The following is a 23,454-nucleotide window of genomic DNA, read 5'->3' as shown; positions in this document are numbered from 1 at the left end:
GACGATAGAAAAATGGTAAAAGGCTGTGATGATTTGAAAATATCAAAATGGGCTTGGCTTATTATAGGAAATGCAGCACTCGGATTATTCACATGTTACTTGTATATCTATTTATGGGTTCTTTTTGAAATGGGACAGTCAGAATCTATTCTTTCTTGGAAAGCCAGTGCTAGTTTTCTAATCGGCATTTTTATATTTGGCATCTGGAATTATTTTATGATTCGTCGCCACTCTAAAAAGTATTGGGGACAAGGATTATTTACATATGTGGGTACCATTTTATTATTTGTTTTATTGTTTCAATTTATTTAGTAAGAAGAGCTTTGGGAAAACCCAAAGCTCTTTTTGCTGTTCATTACTATATTTTCATGGACTGCACCTTTTTTTCATCTGGTGTTACAAATATGGTTTGTTGATGGTCATAGATAACATACCCAGGTTTGGCCCCACTAGGCTTCCGAACATGCTTAACTTCTGTGTAGTCAATAGGTACAGATGATGACATTTTAGACTTACTATAAAAGGCAGCTAGTTGCGCTGCTTCTCTAATCGTCACTTCAGACGGATTTTGGCTACGAATGACTACGTGGGAGCCGGGAATATCCTTAGCGTGTAACCATATTTCCTGTTTATTGGCTAAACGATTGGTTAAATACTCATTTTGCTTATTGTTACGTCCAACTAAAATGGTCGTACCATCAGAGGCTTGATATTCATCCAATACAGGTCGTAATTTTTGATTTTTCTTTTTGGACTTCCCTGTAGTTCTCTTTCTTATGTAGCCTTCCTCCTGCAGCTCTTCCCGAATTTCCTCTAAATCCTGTTCCCTAGCAGATTCTAGCTGCTGCATAAGCTGTTCTAAGTAAATAATTTCTTCCTTTGCTTTTTCAATTTCCTTCAAAACAACTTCCTTGGATTTCTTTAATTTTTGATAGGTTTGAAAAAAGCTTTGGGCATTTTCACTAGGCGTTTTATTCGGGTTTAGCTCAATCTCTATTTCCGCTTGCTCTGGGTCATAGTAATTAATCACGGTAACCGAAGAATCTCCGGCTTTGACAGCATGCATATTAGCAGTTAAAAGCTCACCCAATCGTTGATACTCACTTGCCTTTTCTGCCTTTTTTAAGGTTTGTTCATGTTTTTTGATTTTCCGTTTATTTTTATCTCGTTCATTTTTTAGTAGACGGTAAATGTCTCCCGTCTGCTGCTTGACTCGGTCTCGTTCTGCCTTGCCTCGGTAAAAGGTATCAAGCATGTTACTCGTTGATGAAAATTGCTCTTGTTCAGCAGAAATTGAGTCTAAAGCAAACACATAAAATTGCTCTTTCTTGCCTTGATAAATGATAGGTACATATTGATGCGTGATAAGTCGATTTTGGACCTGTGAAAACACTTCTTTATATCTGTTGGCAGAACCAAGATGGGCTTGATGTGTTATTTCACGGGCAAGAATCGGTGAAAAGCCCATAAAGGTATTGACAATCTGCTGGTCAATTTTTCCTTGGTTAAAATCTAATTTTTTAATGAATTGTTCCGAATCGATGTCCACGGGATTTAGCTTTTCTTGATCCGGTGGAAACACGTATGGTTGACCAGGCATAATCGTTCGATAACGGTTTTGAGCAGGTGAAACATGCTTAATACTATCTAAAATGATATTTTTCTCATCATCCACAAGTAAAATGTTGCTGTGCTTTCCCATAATTTCAACAATCAAAGATTTTCTTGTTTCATCTCCAATCTCATCCTTACTCCTAATACGAAACCTTACAATACGCTCCATATCGATTTGTTCTATTGCTTCAATAAATCCCCCTGATAAATACTTTCGTAACAGCATACAAAACATCGGAGGCTCTTTTGGGTTTTTCAAAGAGTCCTGGGTTAAGTGGAGCCGTGCATAGCTTGGGTGTACGGACAATAGAAGTGAGTGGTTTTTCCCATTGCTACGTACTGTGAAGATTAATTCACTGTTTGTCGGTTGATAAATCTTTAATATACGTCCTGTTGTAAGCTCCTTACTTAATTCATGAACAACAGCACGAGTTACTACACCGTCAAAAGACATTATAATCACCTCATAACATACAAAGTATAGCATTTTTTAAGGCTTGTCTGAATAGATATACAAGAGAATATGTGATGGGGGTATGGACTCTTGAGATGGTATAAGAGCAATCTGACAGAAGTTTTAGAAAAACTTAGTACGAATATACATGATGGTCTGACTGAAAAGCAATCGAATGAAAGGTTAAAGCAAGTTGGTGAGAATGTTATTTCTGACCACGAAAAGGTGTCGCGGTTTTACTTATTTGTTCAACAATTTAAGGATTTTATGGTTCTTGTTTTATTAGCGGCTACCTTAGTATCTGGATTATTAGGGGAATATATTGATGCAATCGCAATTATGGCAATCGTATTGCTAAACGGTATTTTGGGGTACTTTCAAGAGCAGAAGGCCGAGAAGTCGCTAGCCAAGTTAAAGGAACTGTCTGCACCCGTAGTCTCAGTCTTTCGGGATGGGGAATGGATTTCAATATCAAGCAGATACCTTGTGCCAGGAGATATTGTCAAATTAAAAACGGGTGATCGAATTAGTGCAGACCTTCGCTTAATAGAGTCCAAAGGCTTAGAGGTGGAGGAATCTATCTTAACGGGTGAATCTCTTCCAGTACATAAACATACTGACGTCATTTCAGAAGATGTAGAGCTTGCGGATCAACATAACATGGCTTTTTCAGGAACGTTGGTCACTCGCGGAAATGGCCTTAGTGTTGTTGTCGCTACAGGGATGTCAACAGCAATGGGGCAAATCGCTACTATGTTATCCTCAACAGATCGGATGCCAACTCCATTAGAGCGAAAGCTTGAGGAGCTTGGTAAAATTTTAATTGTGGCTGCACTATTGTTAACCGCTGCGGTTGCTGTACTTGGAATCTATCAAGGACATCCAATCTATGAAATGTTCTTAGCTGGAGTATCACTAGCAGTTGCAGCTATACCTGAAGGCCTTCCTGCGATTGTGACGGTCGCATTATCCTTAGGTGTCCAGCGAATGATTAAACGAAAAGCAGTTGTGCGGAAGCTATCAGCTGTTGAGACTTTAGGTTCTGCCACTGTCATATGCTCAGACAAGACAGGCACCCTTACCCAAAACCAAATGACCGTAAGACAAATTTTTGTCCCCAATCAACAGTTAAATGTTACGGGAAAGGGGTATCAGCCTAAGGGTAAGTTTATGATTAACGATCATAAAGTAAACCCACTCGAATCAAAGCCCCTGACGAATCTATTACAACACACCCTACTTTGTAGTCATGCAGAAGTAATGAACACAAAGGGGAAATATCATATTGACGGTGACCCAACTGAAGGAGCCTTAGTGGTAGCGGCAGAAAAGGCTGGAATTCACCGTAAGCAATTGTCCGAATTTAAGTCCATTTATGAAATCCCATTTGATTCGACTCGGAAACGAATGTCTGTCGTTGTGGAGGATGCAAGTGGTCCACGATTTGTCATTACAAAAGGAGCTCCCGATGTTTTGTTAAAACGGACAAGCTGGATTCAGGAGGGAGGAAAAAGGAAACCTTTTACCCCGAATCGAGAGAAGAAGGTCAATCTAGTTATGCAGCAAATGGCACAGTCGGCCTTGCGTACCATCGCTGTTTGTATAAAAGAGATTGATCCACAAAAGGAATATCAGGACTTTCAATTGGAAAGCGATTTAACTTTTATAGGAATATTCGGGATGATGGACCCACCTAGAGAGGAAGTAGCGGAATCGATTAAAAGCTGTCGTCAAGCCGGTGTAAAAACAGTGATGATTACAGGGGACCATGTTCATACGGCTCAAGCCATTGCGAAACAATTATCCCTTTTACCTTTGAATGGAAAGGTAATGGATGGATATCAACTGAGCAACTTGACGGATGAAGCACTTGAAGAAGTTATTGACGATGTTTATGTTTTTGCTCGTGTTTCTCCTGAGCATAAGCTAAGAATTGTAAAGGCATTCCAGTCCCGTGGACACGTCGTGGCTATGACAGGAGATGGTGTGAATGATGCTCCTGCAATTAAAGCAAGCGATATTGGCATTAGTATGGGGAAAAGCGGAACAGATGTAACAAAGGAGGCCTCATCACTGATCTTGATGGATGACCATTTTGCCACAATTAAATCGGCGATAGAAGAGGGCCGGAACATTTATGAAAACATTCGTAAATTTATTCGTTATTTACTTGCTTCTAATGTTGGGGAGATTTTGGTCATGCTGTTTGCGATGATGCTAGCTATGCCACTCCCTTTAGTGCCCGTTCAAATTTTATGGGTCAATTTAGTGACGGATGGTTTACCAGCGCTTGCTTTAGGACTAGACCAACCTGAAAAAAATGTGATGTCACGACCGCCTAGAAGTCAAAAAGAAAGTATATTTGCGAGAGGTTTAGGCTACAAAATTATTAGTAGAGGTCTTTTAATAGGAATCGTGACGCTCATAGCCTTTGTATTTGCCTATCACAAAAACCCGAACCATTTAGAATATGCACAGACGGTTGCTTTCACGACACTCGTTATGGCCCAATTAATCCATGTTTTTGATTGTCGTTCTGATTCCTCTGTCTATGCTCGTAACCCGTTTGGGAATCTATACTTAGTAGGAGCTGTTATTTCTTCTATCCTATTAATGTTATTAGTCGTATACTTTGAACCATTACAACCAATCTTCCATACCGTTGATTTGCCTTATACTGAATGGATTTTCATTGTGGCTTTAAGTGCTATTCCAACCTTTTTATGGGTTCCAACTAAAAATTAAGGAAATAAGCGTTTATGTATGAAAAAACGGTATATTATGACAAATGTGGTCGAAATTGAGGAAATTTCATGATAAAATAAAGATTAATGGTAGAGTGCACCTATTTAGAAGAAATGGAAGTGAATAGTTTGGTTACCAGTATGACAGGATACGGTAGAGAAGTCACCACATTAGATAACACAAGAATAACAGTTGAAGTTCGAACAGTTAATCATCGGTTTTTGGACCTGTCTATTAAAATGCCAAAGATGCTTCTGTATATTGAGGAAAATATGAAAAAGAAGGCAAGATCCTATTTTAAACGGGGACGAATCGATGTGTTTGTCACAATTGAAGGGGAGGGCCTAGTTAACCGATCGCTACAGGTTGATTGGAATTTACTTGATCAGTATATGGAAACTTTTCAAGCCTTACAAAAAAAGTATCAATTAGCAGACTCCTTAGGTATCAAAGAGGTTTTGAAACTAGAAGAAGTCTTTTCCGTAGAGGAACAGGAAGATGCTAATAACAAATTTGAAGAAACGTTATTAAATACATGTGAAAAGGCAATAGTGAAAGCCTCTGAAATGAGAAAAAGAGAAGGCAATATTATTTATGATGATTTACGTAATCGAACTACAGAAATTAAACAAACTGTAAAACAATTAGAAAAGCATCGTCAAATTGTAATTGAACAGTACAGAGAGAGAATTTTACAAAGATTGAAAGAATATTTAACAGAAGAACTGCGAGAGGACGATAGTAAAGTAATACAGGAAGTAGCTCTTATGGCTGAAAAAGGGGATATTACAGAAGAAATTACCCGTTTGTTTAGCCATTTAGAACAATTTGAATCAAGCTTAGAAAAACAGGAACCTGTCGGCAGAAAGCTAGATTTTATAGTACAGGAAATGCTACGTGAAACGAATACCATTGGTTCAAAATCAAATGATGTCCAAATTACTGAATGGGTTGTAACGATCAAAAGTGAGATTGAAAAGTTGAAAGAACAAGTACAAAATGTTGAATAAAACGTGATAATAAGGTAAATTTGTTTTAGAAGGCAAGCTTTATGCGCAAAAAAAGGGCGGTAATAATTCAACTTTTTATATAGTTAATGCTGATATTACGGCAAAATTAGAGGAGGAACCACACTTGAGTTTGAAACTAATCAATATAGGCTTTGGTAACGTTGTATCCGCAAATCGTATTATTTCTATTACTTCTCCGGAGTCTGCGCCAATAAAAAGAATTATCTCTGTAGCAAGAGACAATAATAAGCTTATAGATGCTACATATGGTCGACGTACACGTGCTGTAATTGTATCTGATAGTGATCATGTTATCCTATCAGCAGTACAACCAGAGACAGTCGGTCAAAGAGTGATTAGCAACGATGATTTATCGTATGAAGGCTAGGAGGCAGGTAGTGTGATTGATAAGAAAGGGATTTTGTTTGTGCTTTCAGGTCCTTCGGGTGTAGGAAAAGGAACCGTTCGTAAAGCACTATTTGAAAAAGAAACGGATTTACAATATTCCATTTCCATTACAACTCGTAAACCGAGAAATGGTGAGACTCATGGTGTTGACTACTTCTTTCATGAGAAGGATGAGGTAGAAAACATGATTGAACATGGGGAGCTATTGGAATGGGCGGAATATGTCGGGAACTACTATGGAACTCCTAGACGCTATGTAGAACAAACATTAGCAGAGGGAAAAGATGTCTTCTTGGAAATTGAAGTACAAGGTGCACTTCAAGTAAAGGAGAATTTTCCAGAAGGTGTCTTCATCTTTTTGTTTCCACCAAGCCTTGATGAGTTGAAAAACAGAATTGTAAATCGGGGAACCGAAACGGAAGACCTTGTCCGCAATCGCTTATTAGCGGCTAAAGAAGAAATAGAAATGATGGAAGCATATGATTACGTTGTAGTCAATGATGAAATTGATCAAGCAGTCAAACGAATACAGGCTATTGTTCAAAGTGAACATTGCAAACGTGAACGCATTGCAGAAGAATATAAAAAAGCGTTGGAGAGTGATGAGTCATGATGTTGGAACCTTCTGTTGATGAATTGTTAGAAAAGGTGAATTCAAAATACGCCTTAGTGATTTTGTCAGCAAAACGCGCTCGTGAATTGCAAACGACGAAAGACCCAATGGTAGATGAAGTGACATCCCATAAATTAGTCGGTGTTGCTTTAGAGGAAATTCAAGCAGAACACCTTGATACCGATTCTCACGATTACGAATAATGAAGAGCAAACTTTGAAATAACAACCTTCATCAGGTTGTTATTTTTTACTATGGCTGTTTTCGTTAACGTTGTTGTTTTTTAGCTACACATTTGATATAAAATGCGATGTAACTTTAGTAAGACTTGCTTTCATATGTCAATTTGATGAGAGCGAAACCGTCGCTACGGAAATACACTTCGCTTTCCACGGGCGAGCGCTGAGCCTCCTCACTACGTTGCGGGGTCTCAGCTGTCTCTTTGCTCCCGCAGGAGTCTCCGTGTATTTCCTCCGCTATAAGCAGTGCCTCTTTCGTTTATTTAGAGGTGAACTATTGGTAATCAAAAGCTTTTAACTATGCATTCTTCAGAACACTCCAATAGTGGAGGCAGAATACTGAGACTCCTATGGGAGGAAGCGTGGTGAAGGCCCCGCAGGAAGCGGTCTGGGCTTCCGAGGAGACTGAGGCCGTGCCCATGGAAAGCGAAGTATTCTGCCGGAACGGTTTGCATGCACTCATATTACTCAGTTCAGAACGAAACTATATTTAGCTAGCTACGTCGCATTTTATATCTTTTCAGTCAATAACAGTACTCTCTTAGAAAAGAAAGTTTACTATATCGTGATTAAACGTCTAATGGTATACACAAACCTGGAGGGATGAACTATGGTTAAGGGGAAAAATATTGTATTAGGGGTCTCAGGAGGAATTGCGGCTTATAAGGCTTGTGCGCTTACAAGTAAACTAAGTCAAAGAGGAGCAAATGTAAAAGTAATCATGACAGATCATGCCCAACAATTTGTCAGCCCTCTAACTTTTCAAGCATTATCCAGACAGCCTGTTTATACAGATACATTTGATGAAAAGGACCCGCAAAAAATTGCTCATATAGACTTGGCGGACTGGGCAGACATTTTCCTTCTTGCCCCAGCAACTGCCAATATTTTAGGTAAGGTAGCCAATGGCATAGCGGATGATATGCTTTCCACAACTTTATTGGCAACGAGTGCCTCTATCTATGTAGCTCCAGCTATGAATGTACATATGTATGCACATCCAGCCGTGCAAAATAACATGAATACCTTAGCTTCGTTTGGCTATCAATTTATTGAGCCTGGTGAAGGATTTCTTGCCTGTGGATATGTTGGGAAAGGTAGATTAGAAGAGCCTGAGACGATTATTCAGGTAATTGAAGAACGGGAAACGAATAAACAAGCATCCTCTTTTTATCAGAACAAGCATGTACTTGTAACAGCAGGACCTACACAGGAAATTGTTGATCCGGTTCGTTTTTTCACTAACCATTCATCTGGAAAAATGGGGTATGCACTGGCACAAATGGCAGAAAGTCTCGGTGCAAAGGTTACTTTAGTTTCTGGACCAACCGATCTGTCTCAGCCACCCGGAGTAAATGTACTACCCGTTCAATCAGCTGAAGATATGTACAATACCGTTTTAGAGCATTTTGACGAGGCAGATATTGTTATAAAAGCGGCAGCGGTCGCTGATTATCGACCAAAACAGCAATATAACCATAAAATGAAAAAGAAAGAAGGATCTCTTGTCATTGAAATGGAGCGTACAAGAGATATATTACAGGCACTTGGAGAAAAGAAAAAGGAGCAATACTTAGTTGGATTTGCAGCTGAAACCAATCAAGCTATAGAATACGGAAAAGATAAATTAACACGTAAAAATTTAGATGCAATTGTGATCAATGATGTGAGTCAAGAAGGTACTGGTTTTTCAGGTGATACCAATGAAGTTACCTTTTTATCGAAGAGAGGCATCGAAAAATCCTTACCGCTTTCGTCAAAAACACAAATTGCACAGCAAGTCTTAACACTAATTGAAACGGATATAAAGGGTGGTAAGTCGTGAAAGTAGCAAGAGTAATAGTAGACGTACCATCGATGTCTATTGATCGTCTCTTTGATTACCTCATTCCAGAAAAGTATGAAGATATTGTTGAAAAGGGAATGCGAGTCATTGTCCCCTTTGGTCCTAGGAAGGTAATGGGGTTCGTCGTTGATATGCAAAATGACTCATCTATCGAAAAGCTTAAAAGTATTGTAGAGGTTATGGATATGACTCCAGTACTTACGGATGAGCTATTAAAACTAGGTACATGGCTCGCGGATACCACATTAAGCTTTAAAATATCAACACTCCAAGTAATGTTACCACAAATTTTGAAGGCTAAATATAATAAGGAGTTAAAGCTATTAGTCGAAGGAGAAGAGGAGTTATCTCCTGTGCTAAAAAGCTTATTCGTCGGAAGAGCAGTCGTCTCATTTTCAGAAATTGAGGAACGAAATATCTCTTACCATCACATACAAAAGGCGATTAAAGATGGCTATGTAGAAGTGCAATATGTAGTAAAAAGTAAGGAAACAAAAAAGAAACTTACCTGGGTACGTCCTGTAAATCCTCTCTTATTGGAAGAGGCGTTAGTTGATATACCGAAGCATGCCAAAAAACAGCGTGTCATTATTGAATATTTTCTAGAGGATAATGAGCCACTTCCCATTAAGCAACTAGAGGGGAAATTACATACAACGAGATCAACCGTTCAGACCCTTGTACAAAAAGGTTTGTTAGAAACATACGAGCAAGAAATTTACCGTGACCCTTATGAGAATCGGAACTTTGAAAAAACGGATCCGCTTCCACTCACCACAGAACAAGCTGAAGTAATTGAGCCAATTCACGAAACAATACAAAAGGAAAACCATGATGTATTTTTGTTACACGGTGTGACAGGGAGTGGTAAGACGGAGGTTTATTTACAATCTATCCAGAAAGCAATAGAAAAAGGGCAAGAGGCTATTGTTCTCGTTCCAGAAATATCCTTAACACCACAAATGGTTCACCGCTTTAAAGGAAGATTTGGATCTAAAGTTGCGGTTATGCATAGTGGATTATCAGCAGGGGAAAAGTTTGATGAGTGGCGTAAAATCCAAAGGCAAGAAGTTCAGGTTGTAGTCGGAGCAAGATCCGCAATATTTGCTCCGTTTCGTCATTTAGGCATCATTATTATTGATGAAGAACACGAAACAAGCTACAAGCAAGATGATACACCTCGTTATCATGCCAGGGATGTGGCTATTTTTAGAGGTGAATTTCATCAGTGTCCTGTTGTTTTAGGGAGTGCGACTCCAACGCTTGAGTCCTTTGCAAGAGGGAAAAAAGGTGTTTATAAACTTTTAACCTTATCCAAAAGAGTGAACAATCAGAACATGCCAGAGGTAGACATTGTAGATATGCGTGAGGAGCTCCACAAAGGGAATCGTTCAATGTTTTCCTTTCCTCTACAAGAGAAAATACAGGAAAGAATTCAGAAAAAAGAACAGATTGTACTATTGTTGAATCGCCGTGGATATTCTACTTTTGTCATGTGTAGAGACTGTGGAAGTACAATTGATTGTCCACATTGTGATATATCGCTAACCTATCATCGGAAACAGGAAAAACTAAAATGTCATTATTGTTCATATGAAATCCCGATGCCAAAGCTATGTCCCCACTGCGAAAGTGAATCAATCCGTTATTTCGGTACGGGCACACAAAAAGTTGAGGAATCCTTACAGCAAACCTTTCCTGAGGCACGGATTATCCGAATGGATGTAGATACGACTAGAAGAAAGGGAGCCCATGAGAGGCTTTTGGCTCAGTTTAAGGATAAGAAGGCTGACATTTTGCTTGGCACACAGATGATAGCCAAGGGACTTGATTTCGATAATGTCACACTCGTAGGGGTTTTGGCTGCGGATTCTATGCTTCATATTCCCGATTTTCGTTCAGCGGAAAAGACATTTCAGCTGTTAACCCAAGTAAGCGGACGTGCTGGCCGACATCAATTACCTGGAGAAGTGATTGTACAGACGTACACTCCTGATCATTATAGTGTAGAGCTTGCCAGTCAATATGATTATGAAGCGTTTTTTGGACATGAAATGAAAGTGAGGAAGGCCTTTCAATATCCACCATATTATTTCCTGGCCTTAATTACGATTTCACATCCTAACCATCCGTATGTTATTCAAGTAACACAAAGAGTTGCGAAAAAACTGAATGAGATGAGTAATAATCAGACGAAAATATTAGGGCCAACGCCTTCTCCTATCACAAGGATCAAAAATAGATATCGCTATCAATGCATGGTAAAATACAGAAATGAACCCAACTTATATACAAATATGAGGAAAATAGTACAGGAATTTGAACATGAAATTCAAAATAAAGATTTGCAAATTAATGTCGATTTTCAGCCGAATCATATGATGTAGAAGGAGAGAATTTGGATGTCACAAAGGATTGTTTTTATGGGCACCCCAGACTTTTCGGTTCCCGTATTACGGACAATTATTGAGGAAGGCTATGAGGTAGTGGCGGTTGTGACTCAACCGGACCGGCCAAAGGGACGGAAGCGAATTTTAACACCTCCACCGGTGAAGGTCGAAGCAGAAAAGCACAATATCCCGGTTTTACAGCCTGAAAAGATTAAAAGTGAGTATGAAGCTGTTGTTGAATATAAACCAGATTTAATTGTTACAGCCGCTTTTGGGCAAATCCTGCCAAAAGCATTATTGGAATTTCCTACATACGGATGTATTAATGTTCACGCTTCTCTGTTGCCAGAATTAAGGGGTGGGGCACCAATACATTACGCAATATTACAGGGAAAAAAAGAAACAGGTGTCACCATTATGTACATGGTTGAGGCTTTGGATGCTGGAGATATGCTGGCCAAGGTGAGTGTCCCAATTGCTGATGATGATCATGTTGGAACGTTGCATGACAAGCTTTCAGAAGCAGGTTCAGAATTATTGAAGGATACATTACCTAAAGTATTTAACAAAACCATTACAGCCCAAAAACAAAATCATGAACAAGCTACTTTTGCCTATAATATTAAAAGAGAACAGGAAAGAATTGACTGGGCAAATCCTCAAGCTGTTGTGTATAACCATATTCGCGGTTTACATCCATGGCCAGTAGCTTCGACTACATTAAAAGGGAAGAACATTAAAGTGTGGTGGGGTGAAAAAGTGCATAAAACCTACGACCATAAACCAGGAACGATAGTTGATTTAGATAATGGATTAGTCGTGGTTTGTGGAGACGGTAAAGCAATTCGAATTACGGACTTACAGCCATCAGGTAAAAAGAGAATGACATCCGAATCCTTTTTAAGAGGTACAGGTAGTACACTCGAAATTGGTGATCAGTTAGGAGAATAGCATGGCACAGAAAACAGTACGAGAAGCAGCACTTAACATATTACTAAGAGTTGGACAAGGTGGAGGGTATAGTCATTTACTTATTCAACAAGAAATTGATAAGGATGATTTGAATCGTAAAGATGTCGGACTGCTTACCGAACTCGTATATGGAACCCTACAACGCAGAGACACCCTTGCCTTTTATTTAGCTCCTTTTGTGCGAAAAAGAGTGAAGCCTTGGGTAAGATGGTTGTTATACCTTGCAATCTATCAAATGGAGTATTTAGAAAAGGTGCCTGATCATGCCATTATTTATGAGTCCGTGGAAATGGCAAAGAAAAAAGGGGGCAAGGGTGTAGGTTCATTTGTGAATGGAGTTTTGCGTAATATTCAACGAAGCGGTGTTCCATCACTTGAATCCATCGAGGATCCCGTCGAAAGGCTAGCCATTGAAACAAGTCATCCCAAGTGGCTTGTAGAGCGCTTTGTAAAATGGTATGGCTTTGATGTAGCAAGATCAATGTGTTACCGTAACCTTCATGCCAAGCCTACTTCTGTCAGGGTACAATCGTTAAATATAACACGTGATAAAGCAATGGAACGATTACAACATGACGGCTTTGAATTGGAGCCTTCTTCATTATCTCCTCAAGGGATTATCGTGAAAAGTGGGAACATCTTCCGTCATCCGCTTTTTAAAGAGAGCTTTACCGTTCAAGATGAAAGCTCTATGCTTGTGGGGGAAATGATGGACGTAAAGCCTGGCATGTTTGTCTTAGATGCCTGTAGTGCACCAGGAGGAAAAACAACCCATATAGCTGAAAAAATGAAAAATGAAGGTAAAATCCATGCATATGATTTACATGTAAAAAAGGCCAAATTAGTGGAAGAAAAAGCAAAGGATTTAGGGTTAACGAATATTGAAGCTAAACAAGGGGATAGTCGAAACCTAGATCAATTTTATGATACTAATTTTTTTGATCGAATTTTGTTAGATGCTCCTTGTTCTGGACTCGGGGTTTTAAGAGGCAAACCAGATATTAAGTATCAGAAAAGCGCAGAGGACATACACAATTTAGCTAGTATCCAAAAGGAACTTTTAGAGTCCGTAAGCCCCTTACTCAAGACAAATGGCAAGCTTGTCTATAGTACCTGTACGGTGGATAAAGAAGAAAATGAACACTTAATCAAGGCATTTTTACTAAAACATGATGAGTTTACTGTTGATCCTACTTTTATGGATGAGTTACCCGAGGTAGTGAAAACACTTCCGGGGTTAAGTGAATGGGGACTTCAATTATTCCCACAAGACTTAAATACTGACGGTTTTTTCCTTACTAGATTAGTTAAAAGAAAATAAGCAATAACACATCATTAGTGTTATGCTTACAAAAAGGATAAAGGATAACCTTGGAAAATGTAGAATGTAATAATATAAATGTGGACAATAGAGTCATTAAGTTTGGTATGAAAGAGACGGGGTGAAACGAGTGTTAGGGAAATTTCTAACAGATACGGGACATGTACGCAGCCATAATGAGGATTCTGGTGGCATATATGAAAACAAACAAAAACAAATTTTAGCCATTGTGGCTGATGGTATGGGTGGACATAGTGCAGGAGATGTGGCTAGCTCCCTTGCCACAACGGAATTACATAAGAGATGGAAAGAGACAGATTCGATTACATCACCAGAGCAAGCTCAAGCCTGGTTAGAAAAACATATAAAGGAAGCTAATCAAACCATATTTCGATATGCCATTGAGCATGAAGAATGCAAAGGTATGGGTACAACAGTAGTTGCGGCCATTTGCACGGAGGAATTTATAACTATTGGACATATCGGTGATAGTAGGTGCTATCTATCTAATAGCCATGGCTTCACTCAGGTGACTGAAGATCATTCATTAGTAAATGAGCTTGTGAAAACAGGTCAGCTTTCGCCTGAAGATGCGGAACACCATCCTCGAAAACATGTCCTGTTAAAGGCACTTGGAACTGAAGAGTCCATCGAAATTGATACGAAAACGATTGGGTGGGAGGAGAATAATTACCTTATCCTTTGCTCAGATGGTTTAACGAACAAAGTAGAGGATGATGAGTTACATCAATTCGTTGTCGAGTCGGATTCAATTGATGAAGCTTTAAACAAGTTAGTCAATTTAGCAAATGAACGAGGTGGCGAGGACAACATCTCCTTGAGCATTGTACAAAATATCCCTCTAACGAAAGAGGGTGAGTAAAGGTGTTCAGAGGACAAGTTTTAAGTGAACGGTATAAAATCATCGACACGATTGGCGGCGGTGGAATGGCCAATGTGTATGTCGCTCGTGATTTAATCTTAGAACGGGATGTTGCCATCAAAGTTCTTCGTATGGAGTATGCTGATGACGATGAGTTTATTGAAAGATTTAGAAGAGAAGCGCAATCAACGATTAGTTTGTCACACCCGAATATTGTAAATATCTATGATGTCGGGGAAGAAGATGATAATATCTATTACATCGTAATGGAATATGTGAAGGGGATGACTCTAAAGCAATATATTCAAAATTATGGCCCCTTACCTGTGGATGAAGCTATTGATATCATGAAGCAGGTTACTTCCGCCATTACGCATGCGCATAACAATGAAATTATCCATCGTGATTTAAAGCCACAAAATATTTTAATTGACCAAAGTGGCACTGCTAAGGTGACGGACTTTGGAATCGCAATGGCATTGAGTAGGACAAGTGTCACGCAAACGAATTCAGTTCTAGGTTCGGTACATTATCTATCACCTGAGCAGGCTAGAGGTGGAACAGCAATAAAAAAATCTGACATTTATTCACTAGGAATTGTCTTTTTTGAAATGCTAACCGGAAGACTGCCATTTTCTGGCGAATCAGCAGTATCTATCGCGCTTAAGCACCTCCAGAGTGAAACGCCTTCTGTAAGAAGATGGGTTCCTGAAATTCCTCAAAGTGTTGAGAATATTGTTTTAAAAGCAACAGCTAAAAACCCTTTTCATCGCTATGAATACGCTTATCAGTTTGAAGAGGATTTGGCTACGGCTTTATTACCTAGTCGCATGAATGAGAAGAAATTTATCCCGCCTCAGGAAGAAGGAGAGGAAACGAAAGCAATCCCGGTAATCACCAACGATCACCAAATCGAGCATCTTGAAAATGATGAAACAGTGGTTCATAAAAAGCAAGATGACGTAACAGGTGAACCCAAAAAGAAGAAGAAAAATTGGAAGGTTTGGACCTTTTCCATACTTGGTGTGTTAGTAGCTGCAGCGATTGTTGCTTTGTTTATCCTACCGAAATTGTTCATGCCAGAAGAAGTTGAGGTTGCTGATGTAGAAGGCTTAACCTATGAAGAGGCGTTTAATCAATTGAGTGATTTGGGATTGAATGTAGAAAATGAATCAAGAAATTCTGACACAGTAGAGGAAGGCTATGTGATTGAATCAGACCCAAGTGCGGGCTCCTTAGTTAAAGAAGGGCAAACGGTTACGATTTTCACTAGTATAGGAAAAGAGAAAGAAGTATTTGGTGATTATGTTGGGGAACAAATAAGTCAAATTCGGACCCTCTTAGAAGGATTGGGCTACAGTGATGTTCGTGAATTTAATGTCACGTCAGATAAAGAAGAGGGTACTATTATTTCTCAAGATCCAATGCCAGAGGCTGAGGTTGTTCCAGAAGAAACTACAGTCAGACTTGAGGTGAGCAGTGGACCAGAAACCATTTCTCTAAGGTCGCTAAAAGGAATGACACTCGAGGAAGTCGATCAGTATATAAGTGAAAATGAGCTAACAATGTCCTCAGATCCAAAGGAAGAGTTTTCTGATGAGGTGGAGGAAGGAAAAGTGATTAGTCAAATTCCTGAAGCCTATACAGAGGTGGAAAAAGGAACGGAAATATCTGTTGTGATATCAAAAGGTGCTGAACCAAAACCTAAGTCATTTTCAGTTGAGTATACAGTAAAGGTTGAGCAGCCAACAGAGAATGAACAAGGGTCAGGTAATAATGAAGAAGAACAACCGCCAAAACAACAGGAGCCTCAAACAAAACATGTGGTCATTAACATTGAAGATATTGATGGCTCAACGACTTATGTGAATGAGACGATTGAAAATGATAAGACCTATCAATTTGAAGTGACAGTTGCGCCTGGTCAAACAGGGAGCTACCAAATCATTGTTGATGGGACATCTGTCAAACAGGATGAATTTTCAAACCCAGAAGGTGGAGATTAATAGCATGACGAAGGGAACCATTGTAAAAGCATTAAGCGGTTTTTATTACGTTAAAACGGATGATGGACAAACATATCAGTGCAGAGGGAGAGGGCTTTTTCGTAAGCAAAAAATATCGCCTTTGGTAGGAGATCGTGTAGAAATCGATATTATGGATGATGGAGATGGCTATGTGACAAAAATTGAGAAGCGGAAAAATGAATTAATCCGTCCCCCAGTATCCAATATTGAACAAGCGATTATTGTGACATCATGTCTTGAGCCGGACTTTAACGCCTTGCTTTTAGACCGCTTTCTCGTCTTAGTAGAGTCGAAAGGAATTGAGCCATTAATCGTTATTTCTAAAATGGATTTAGCTTCAGAACAAGTGAAGAATGAAATGGCTAAATATCAATCCATTTATGAAAATATGGGATATTCAGTTGTTCTCACATCATCCAAGGATGAGGAGCTCTTTCGCCAACTAATTCCTTATATTGAGGGAAAATCATCCGTGATTGCTGGTCAATCGGGTGTAGGCAAGTCTTCCCTTTTAAATGCTTTGGATCCCAACCTAAATATTGACACCAATCATATCTCCGAAAGCTTAGGCCGAGGAAAACATACCACTAGACATGTGGAGCTCATTCCCTTATTCAATGGGTTAGTAGCCGATACACCTGGATTTAGTTCCTTGGATTTTAGAGAAATAGATAGCGAAAAATTACCAGCTTATTTTCCTGACATGGTAGCAGTGCAGGATGATTGTAAATTTAGAGGTTGTATGCACCATAAAGAACCCAAGTGTGCAGTGAAAGCGGCCGTTGAAAAGGGCCAAATTCCAAGCTTTCGTTATGAGCATTACTTACAGTTTCTAGAGGAAATTCAAATAAGAAAGCCGAGGTATTGAAAGTGACTAAAATTGCACCTTCTATTTTATCAGCTGATTTTGCTAAGCTAGGGGAAGAAATTAAAGACGTTGAAACAGCTGGAGCAGACTATATTCATGTAGATGTGATGGATGGGCATTTTGTACCTAACATTACGATTGGGCCCTTAATCGTGGATTCTATTCGACCCATAACAGAGTTACCATTAGACGTTCACTTAATGATTGAAAATCCTGAAAACTATATTTCAGCATTTGCTAAAGCGGGTGCGAATATTATAACAGTTCATCAAGAGTCTACTGTTCATTTACATCGTGCCGTTCAGATGATCAAAAACGAAGGAGTGAAAGCGGGTGTAGTGATTAATCCAGCTACGCCAGCAGAACTCATTCAACCTATTTTAGCTGATGTTGATTTAATTCTACTAATGACAGTAAATCCTGGGTTTGGAGGACAAGAATTTATTGAATCTGTAGTTCCAAAGATACGACAAATCGCTCATTGGAGACAGGAGCAGGGCTTATCCTTCGAAATTGAGGTTGATGGTGGTGTGAACAAGGATACAGCAAAACGCTGTGTGGATGCAGGTGCTGATGTTCTTGTTGCAGGAAGCGCTATTTTTAATCAACAGGATCGTAAAAAGGCAATCGAAACGATTTTATATCATACTTAGATGAAAGCTGCCAATTTGGCAGCTTTTTCGCTATAAGGAGGCTAACTCACGTGGTTGAGACTGTGGCTGTTGTAGGTGGTGGACCTGCCATTCGTCTTCCAGATTTACAATCATATCAATTGGAAAATACCATATGGATTGGAGCAGACCGTGGCTGTATTCACTTACTAGAGGAAGGTATTAAACCTGATTACGGTTTGGGAGATTTTGATTCAGTGACAAAAGAAGAGATGGAAGTCATACGTAGGGAATGTAATCATATCAAGGAGTACCCTGCAGAGAAAGATCAAACAGATTTAGAAATTGCTTTACAAAAGGCAATAGAGTTAAAGCCGAAACATATCCAGCTCTTTGGTGTTACAGGGGGGCGTTTGGATCACGAACTTGTTAATATTCAATTACTCTATCAATTAAGTGAGTATAAAATGAACGGAATTATTATAGATAAATATAATAAAATTGAACTAAAAAGGGCGGGTGTGCATAGTCTAGAGTATGATGAAAAATTTGAAAACATCTCATTTATTCCACAGTCCACATCCATTAAAAACCTTACGCTAAAAGGGTTTTATTACCCTTTAATAAACAAGAATCTAGAATATGGTACTTCTTTAGCAACGTCCAATTGTTTAATTGGAAAAAAAGGTACTTTTTCATTTAGTGAAGGCATATTATTAGTTGTAAGGAGCCATGATGTACAGTTGTAATGTGCGTCTTCATTTGATTATACGGGATCATGTGGAATTTGATTTGATCGTTAGAGGAGGGGGATCTAATGAAATTTTATACGATTAAACTCCCAAAATTTCTCGGTGGTATGGTTAAGGGGATTATTGGGATATTCAAGAAAGAATGAGTTTCTACTACAAGATCACAACCCCATATGTAAAGGTAAATCAAAAAAAGCTGTCAAACAATGTCTGACAGCTTTTTTTGGTGATTAAGATTTTTAAAACCTCGGTTTATAGCAATTACGCACGCTTGATTTTACCAGATTTAAGTGCACGTGCAGATACATATACTTTTTGAGGTTTCCCGTCAATCATGACACGAACTTTTTGTACATTTGATTTCCATTTACGTTTATTAGCGTTCATCGCGTGAGAACGGCTATTTCCAGAACGTGTTTTACGTCCAGTTACGACACATTTACGAGCCATCATAATCCCTCCTACTTGTCAATCTAACTATTGAACCCAATACATACTTAATCAATTTATCATAATCATAAAAAGAATGCAATATGAAAAGAGGGAACATAGACATCGACTGGTGTGTAAATATTATTTCTTGACATTATGAAAGTTTTCAGCCATTGTATGAAGTGGGTTTGGATTCATACATATAGCTTATCTTTCAATTTCCCAGTACAATCAACGATACAAACGAATAAAATCTGATAGTAAAAAATTTTTCTTTGTAGTAAAATAACCTTGAGCATAGTGACGTATAGAGGAGGATTCATATGTCCATTGATTTACAAAATGAATATGGTCATGTAACCATTTCGACTGATGTAATCTCTACGATTGCTGGTGGTGCTGCCGTTGAATGTTATGGCATTGTAGGAATGGCTTCTAAGAAACAATTAAGAGATGGACTTGCAGAGATTTTACGTAAAGGGAACTTTTCAAAAGGTATAGTCGTACGACAGGAAAACGATCAAATTCACATTGATATGTATATTATTGTTAGTTACGGTACAAAAATTTCTGAGGTTGCACATAATGTTCAAAACCAAGTGAAGTATACATTAAACAAAACAGTTGGATTAGCTGTGGATTCGGTTAACATTTACGTTCAAGGCGTGCGTGTAACGAATGCTTAATTGAACGTGTTGGAAAGTGTAGTTCCCTTAAATACAGGAAATTACACTAGACAGGTATGAAGGAGGAAGTATGTAGTGACGGTAAAAACTATTGATGGAGCGCAATTTGCTCAAATGGTTTTATTAGGAGCAAGTCATCTATCTAATAATGCCCAAATGATTGATGCTTTAAATGTATTCCCTGTCCCAGATGGTGACACGGGTACCAATATGAATTTAACTATGACTTCTGGTGCTAACGAAGTGAAAAAGGCAAACACTTCTAGCGTGGGCTCTGTTGGTGAATCTTTCGCTAAGGGTCTATTAATGGGAGCAAGAGGGAACTCAGGTGTAATCTTGTCTCAATTATTCAGAGGCTTCTCAAAATCGGTAAAGGATCATGATGTCCTAACAGTAAAGGATTTAGCTGATGCGTTTGAAGCAGGAGTGGAAACAGCCTATAAAGCAGTAATGAAGCCTGTTGAAGGTACCATTTTAACAGTGGCAAAAGATGCAGCAAAGGCAGCGAAGGCTTCTGCTGACTCCGCAAAAGATATAATTGAATTAATGGAGAATATCTTAAAAGAAGCGAAAGAATCCTTGAATCGTACTCCTGAGCTACTTCCTGTTTTAAAGGAAGTTGGTGTCGTGGATAGTGGTGGCCAGGGATTGGTTACTGTTTATGAAGGATTTTTAGCTTCTTTAAAAGGAGAAGAACTCCCTGAACAAACGGACACAGGTGTGTCTATGAATGAAATGGTAAATGCAGAACACCATAAGATGCATCAGGACTTCATGGATACATCCGAAATTGAATTTGGATATTGTACAGAATTCATGGTTAAATTTGAAGAAGAAAAGCTTGCTGAAAATCCTTTTGATGAAGAGGCTTTCCGAAACACCTTAAGTGAGCATGGTGATTCATTACTAGTCGTATCAGATGATGAAATCGTAAAAGTACATGTTCATGCTGAGTATCCTGGAGAAGTTTTAAACTATGGTCAAAAATTTGGAAGTCTCATCAACCTAAAAATTGAAAATATGCGTCAACAACATACAGATATTGTTGGAGATGGTAAGGCAGATACTTCTAAGCCTCAGAAAGAACAAGCTGAGTATGGAATTGTAACTGTAGCCATGGGCGGGGGCATTAAGAACCTATTTGAAAGCCTAGGAGCTACTGTTGTCATTGAAGGTGGACAAACCATGAACCCAAGTACTCAGGATATTGCAGAGGCTATTCAACAAGCAAATGCTAAAAAGGTTATTGTCATGCCGAATAATAAAAATATTTTAATGGCCGCCGAACAGGCTGTTGAGCTGAGTGATTCTGAAGTGGTAGTAATCCCAACCAAAACCGTTCCACAAGGGATGAGTGCACTGCTTCTATTCCACCCAGAAAAAGATCTTGAGGAAAATAAAGAAGCGATGAGTGAGGCCGCCCAAGCCGTGAAAACGGGACAAGTGACATATGCTGTGAGGGATACTCAAATCGACGGTATGACCATTGAAAAGGGCAATTATATGGGAATTGCTGATGGTAAAATTAAATCAACCCATCAGGATAAGCTCGAGGCAATTAAAGAGCTGTTGAACAATATGGTCGATGACGATGAGGATGAAATCATTACCATTCTTCAAGGCGAAGAGGGTCGTGATGAAGAAGTTGAACAAATTGAGGCCTTTATTGAAGAGAATTTTGAAGATATGGAAGTGGAAGTTCATCAGGGTGAACAACCGATTTATTCGTTTATATTCTCAATAGAATAAGCAAATGGCTATATTTTAGAATGATTATGCAAAGACGTATACAATTGAAGTATACGTCTTTTTTATGGCGATAACCTTTCTCAAAATCGTCCCATAATCAACCTTAAAATCCAGCCTTTCTATATAATTTTAATAATAATGTTTGGCAGAATAGCTTTTTCCCGATAGAATAGTATTAGGAAGTTGTGATTCAGAAATGATAATTTTACGATAGCTATAGTTTTTAATAAGGGGTGAAAATCATGAAGTTTAGATCGGTATTTGATATTATCGGGCCCGTGATGATAGGCCCTTCAAGTTCACATACTGCCGGAGCAGCTCGCATTGGACGTATGGCGAGAAAGCTTTTTGGTCGAGAACCCAAATGGGCTAAGATTCACCTTTATGGTTCATTTGCAAGCACCTATAAAGGGCATGGTACAGATGTGGCGATTATAGGTGGTTTACTAGATTTTGATACGTTTGATACGAGAATGAGTGAATCGATCAAGATTGCTACTGAACGAGATATAAAGATTGAGTTTATTGAGGAAGAGGCGATTCCAGATCATCCGAACACGGCGCGTATACAGATCGGGGATGAAAAAGAGGACCTTGAGCTTGTAGGGATATCCATCGGTGGTGGTAAGGCTGAAATTACCGAATTGAATGGATTTGACTTACAGCTATCAGGACATCATCCCGCCATTTTAGTGATGCATAATGACCGATTTGGTGCGATTGCATCAGTGACTCAAATCTTAGCAAAATATGAAATTAATATTGGTCATATGGAAGTTTCCAGAAGAGAACAGGGGAAGGAAGCTCTTATGGTTATTGAGACGGATGAAAACATTGATCCGGAGATTATTACGCAATTAGAAAAAGAAGACCACATCATTCAAGTGGCAAAGGTTTCTGAATAGTGCAAAGAACGGAAAACGCTTACAAGAAGGGGGAGACCATAATGTTTCGTAATGTAAGTGAGTTAGTAGAACTTGCTGAAAATCAAAATATATCCATCTCAGAGGTCATGATTCGCCAGGAGATGGAAGTAACAGAAAAGTCGAGAGAAAAGGTTATGGGACAGATGGATGAAAATCTATCTGTGATGGAAAAGGCTGTTGAGGATGGTCTTAAAGGTGTTGAATCTCGCTCCGGCCTAACAGGTGGAGATGCTGTTCTCATCCAAAATTATATGAGAGACAAAGAACCGTTATCTGGGCATTTATTGCTAGATGCTGTCAGTAAAGCTGTTGCAACAAATGAAGTGAATGCAGCTATGGGTATTATTTGTGCTACTCCTACTGCTGGTAGTGCTGGGTGTGTGCCGGGAACCTTATTTGCGGTCAAGGAAAAACTCAATCCAACTCGGGAACAAATGATTCGCTACTTATTTACCTCAGGAGCTTTTGGACAGGTAATCGCTAATAACGCATCAATTTCAGGTGCAGCTGGTGGCTGTCAGGCTGAAGTAGGTTCTGCTGCTGGAATGGCTGCTGCAGCCATAGTTGAAATGGCCGGTGGGACTCCGCAACAGTCCGCAGAAGCCATGGCGATTACACTAAAAAATATGCTAGGTCTCGTGTGTGACCCTGTAGCTGGTTTAGTCGAAGTACCTTGTGTAAAACGAAATGCAATGGGTGCTTCAAATGCGATTGTATCTGCTGATATGGCGCTAGCTGGTGTAACAAGTCGAATCCCTTGTGATGAAGTGATTGATGCAATGTTCCGTATTGGCCAACGTATGCCAACCGCATTTAAAGAAACGGCACAAGGAGGACTTGCAGCAACACCAACTGGTCGTGCAATTGAAGAACAAATCTATGGTACTAAATCAAAGAAAGAGTGAGTA

22 protein-coding genes are annotated in these 23,454 nt (G+C 39.1%); 20 read left to right on the top strand and 2 right to left on the bottom strand.

All coding sequences use genetic code 11. From position 1 onward, the window contains the following. Window positions 1–33: 33 nt before the first annotated feature. Complete coding sequence (locus tag GH754_RS03805) at window positions 34–312, top strand: hypothetical protein (RefSeq protein ID WP_153727405.1); 279 nt, start codon at window positions 34–36, stop codon at window positions 310–312. Between the two features lie 46 nt (window positions 313–358). Here the strand turns inward: GH754_RS03805 and GH754_RS03800 are convergent, their stop codons facing one another. Beyond that, window positions 359–2,068, bottom strand: a complete 1,710-nt coding sequence (locus GH754_RS03800) for an Rqc2 family fibronectin-binding protein (RefSeq protein WP_153727404.1) — start codon at window positions 2,066–2,068, stop codon at window positions 359–361. A 90-nt stretch (window positions 2,069–2,158) separates the two neighbouring features. Here GH754_RS03800 and GH754_RS03795 point away from each other — a divergent pair, with 90 nt between their 5' ends. The 15 genes from GH754_RS03795 (at window position 2,159) to spoVM (ending at window position 18,899) form a co-directional block, all read left to right on the top strand. Further along, complete coding sequence (locus tag GH754_RS03795; protein WP_153727403.1) at window positions 2,159–4,813, top strand: calcium-translocating P-type ATPase, SERCA-type; 2,655 nt, start codon at window positions 2,159–2,161, stop codon at window positions 4,811–4,813. A 119-nt stretch (window positions 4,814–4,932) separates the two neighbouring features. Next, complete coding sequence (locus GH754_RS03790) at window positions 4,933–5,823, top strand: YicC/YloC family endoribonuclease (protein WP_194841273.1); 891 nt, start codon at window positions 4,933–4,935, stop codon at window positions 5,821–5,823. Between the two features lie 124 nt (window positions 5,824–5,947). Beyond that, window positions 5,948–6,211: an extracellular matrix/biofilm regulator RemA gene (gene remA / locus GH754_RS03785; RefSeq protein WP_153727401.1), complete on the top strand. Its 264-nt coding sequence runs from the start codon at window positions 5,948–5,950 to the stop codon at window positions 6,209–6,211. Window positions 6,212–6,223: 12 nt separating this feature from the next. Continuing rightward, complete coding sequence (gmk, locus tag GH754_RS03780) at window positions 6,224–6,844, top strand: guanylate kinase (protein WP_323741841.1); 621 nt, start codon at window positions 6,224–6,226, stop codon at window positions 6,842–6,844. Further along, window positions 6,841–7,047, top strand: coding sequence for a DNA-directed RNA polymerase subunit omega (rpoZ, locus tag GH754_RS03775; RefSeq protein WP_153727400.1), 207 nt, complete (start codon window positions 6,841–6,843; stop codon window positions 7,045–7,047). Before gmk ends, rpoZ begins: the two co-directional genes overlap by 4 nt. 646 nt (window positions 7,048–7,693) lie before the next feature. Further along, window positions 7,694–8,908 (top strand): bifunctional phosphopantothenoylcysteine decarboxylase/phosphopantothenate--cysteine ligase CoaBC, encoded by a 1,215-nt coding sequence (coaBC, locus tag GH754_RS03770; RefSeq protein WP_153727399.1) that lies wholly within the window; start codon window positions 7,694–7,696, stop codon window positions 8,906–8,908. Continuing rightward, a complete protein-coding gene (gene priA / locus GH754_RS03765) occupies window positions 8,905–11,316 on the top strand; it encodes a primosomal protein N' (protein ID WP_323741840.1) in 2,412 nt (803 codons plus the stop codon). Before coaBC ends, priA begins: the two co-directional genes overlap by 4 nt. 15 nt (window positions 11,317–11,331) lie before the next feature. Continuing rightward, the gene (gene fmt, locus GH754_RS03760) at window positions 11,332–12,270 is read left to right on the top strand and encodes a methionyl-tRNA formyltransferase (protein ID WP_153727398.1); all 939 of its coding nucleotides are present in this window, start codon (window positions 11,332–11,334) and stop codon (window positions 12,268–12,270) included. 1 nt (window position 12,271) lies between these two features. Further along, window positions 12,272–13,612 (top strand): 16S rRNA (cytosine(967)-C(5))-methyltransferase RsmB, encoded by a 1,341-nt coding sequence (rsmB, locus tag GH754_RS03755; RefSeq protein ID WP_153727397.1) that lies wholly within the window; start codon window positions 12,272–12,274, stop codon window positions 13,610–13,612. A 130-nt stretch (window positions 13,613–13,742) separates the two neighbouring features. Then, complete coding sequence (locus GH754_RS03750) at window positions 13,743–14,495, top strand: Stp1/IreP family PP2C-type Ser/Thr phosphatase (RefSeq protein WP_323741839.1); 753 nt, start codon at window positions 13,743–13,745, stop codon at window positions 14,493–14,495. Between the two features lie 2 nt (window positions 14,496–14,497). Beyond that, window positions 14,498–16,501, top strand: coding sequence for a Stk1 family PASTA domain-containing Ser/Thr kinase (gene pknB, locus GH754_RS03745; protein WP_323741838.1), 2,004 nt, complete (start codon window positions 14,498–14,500; stop codon window positions 16,499–16,501). Window positions 16,502–16,505: 4 nt separating this feature from the next. Continuing rightward, entirely contained in the window at window positions 16,506–17,390 is an 885-nt protein-coding gene (rsgA, locus tag GH754_RS03740) for a ribosome small subunit-dependent GTPase A (protein WP_153727396.1), read from the top strand. A gap of 2 nt (window positions 17,391–17,392) precedes the next feature. Next, window positions 17,393–18,043, top strand: a complete 651-nt coding sequence (gene rpe, locus GH754_RS03735) for a ribulose-phosphate 3-epimerase (protein ID WP_323741837.1) — start codon at window positions 17,393–17,395, stop codon at window positions 18,041–18,043. A 50-nt stretch (window positions 18,044–18,093) separates the two neighbouring features. Further along, the gene (locus GH754_RS03730) at window positions 18,094–18,750 is read left to right on the top strand and encodes a thiamine diphosphokinase (RefSeq protein WP_323741836.1); all 657 of its coding nucleotides are present in this window, start codon (window positions 18,094–18,096) and stop codon (window positions 18,748–18,750) included. Between the two features lie 68 nt (window positions 18,751–18,818). Continuing rightward, window positions 18,819–18,899, top strand: a complete 81-nt coding sequence (gene spoVM / locus GH754_RS03725) for a stage V sporulation protein SpoVM (RefSeq protein ID WP_153727701.1) — start codon at window positions 18,819–18,821, stop codon at window positions 18,897–18,899. Window positions 18,900–19,014: 115 nt separating this feature from the next. Here the strand turns inward: spoVM and rpmB are convergent, their stop codons facing one another. Further along, window positions 19,015–19,203 (bottom strand): 50S ribosomal protein L28, encoded by a 189-nt coding sequence (gene rpmB, locus GH754_RS03720; RefSeq protein ID WP_153727394.1) that lies wholly within the window; start codon window positions 19,201–19,203, stop codon window positions 19,015–19,017. A 305-nt stretch (window positions 19,204–19,508) separates the two neighbouring features. Here rpmB and GH754_RS03715 point away from each other — a divergent pair, with 305 nt between their 5' ends. The 4 genes from GH754_RS03715 (at window position 19,509) to sdaAA (ending at window position 23,451) form a co-directional block, all read left to right on the top strand. Next, complete coding sequence (locus GH754_RS03715) at window positions 19,509–19,871, top strand: Asp23/Gls24 family envelope stress response protein (protein WP_153727393.1); 363 nt, start codon at window positions 19,509–19,511, stop codon at window positions 19,869–19,871. Window positions 19,872–19,946: 75 nt separating this feature from the next. After that, window positions 19,947–21,620, top strand: a complete 1,674-nt coding sequence (locus GH754_RS03710) for a DAK2 domain-containing protein (protein WP_323741835.1) — start codon at window positions 19,947–19,949, stop codon at window positions 21,618–21,620. A gap of 242 nt (window positions 21,621–21,862) precedes the next feature. Next, the gene (gene sdaAB / locus GH754_RS03705; protein WP_153727392.1) at window positions 21,863–22,525 is read left to right on the top strand and encodes an L-serine ammonia-lyase, iron-sulfur-dependent subunit beta; all 663 of its coding nucleotides are present in this window, start codon (window positions 21,863–21,865) and stop codon (window positions 22,523–22,525) included. Between the two features lie 41 nt (window positions 22,526–22,566). Continuing rightward, a complete protein-coding gene (gene sdaAA / locus GH754_RS03700; RefSeq protein ID WP_153727391.1) occupies window positions 22,567–23,451 on the top strand; it encodes an L-serine ammonia-lyase, iron-sulfur-dependent, subunit alpha in 885 nt (294 codons plus the stop codon). The last annotated feature ends 3 nt before the right edge of the window (window positions 23,452–23,454 follow it).

Source organism: Salinibacillus xinjiangensis, assembly GCF_009649735.1.
GTDB classification, from domain to species: domain Bacteria; phylum Bacillota; class Bacilli; order Bacillales; family Alkalibacillaceae; genus Salinibacillus; species Salinibacillus xinjiangensis.
This window is presented reverse-complemented; position numbering and strand designations above follow the sequence as displayed.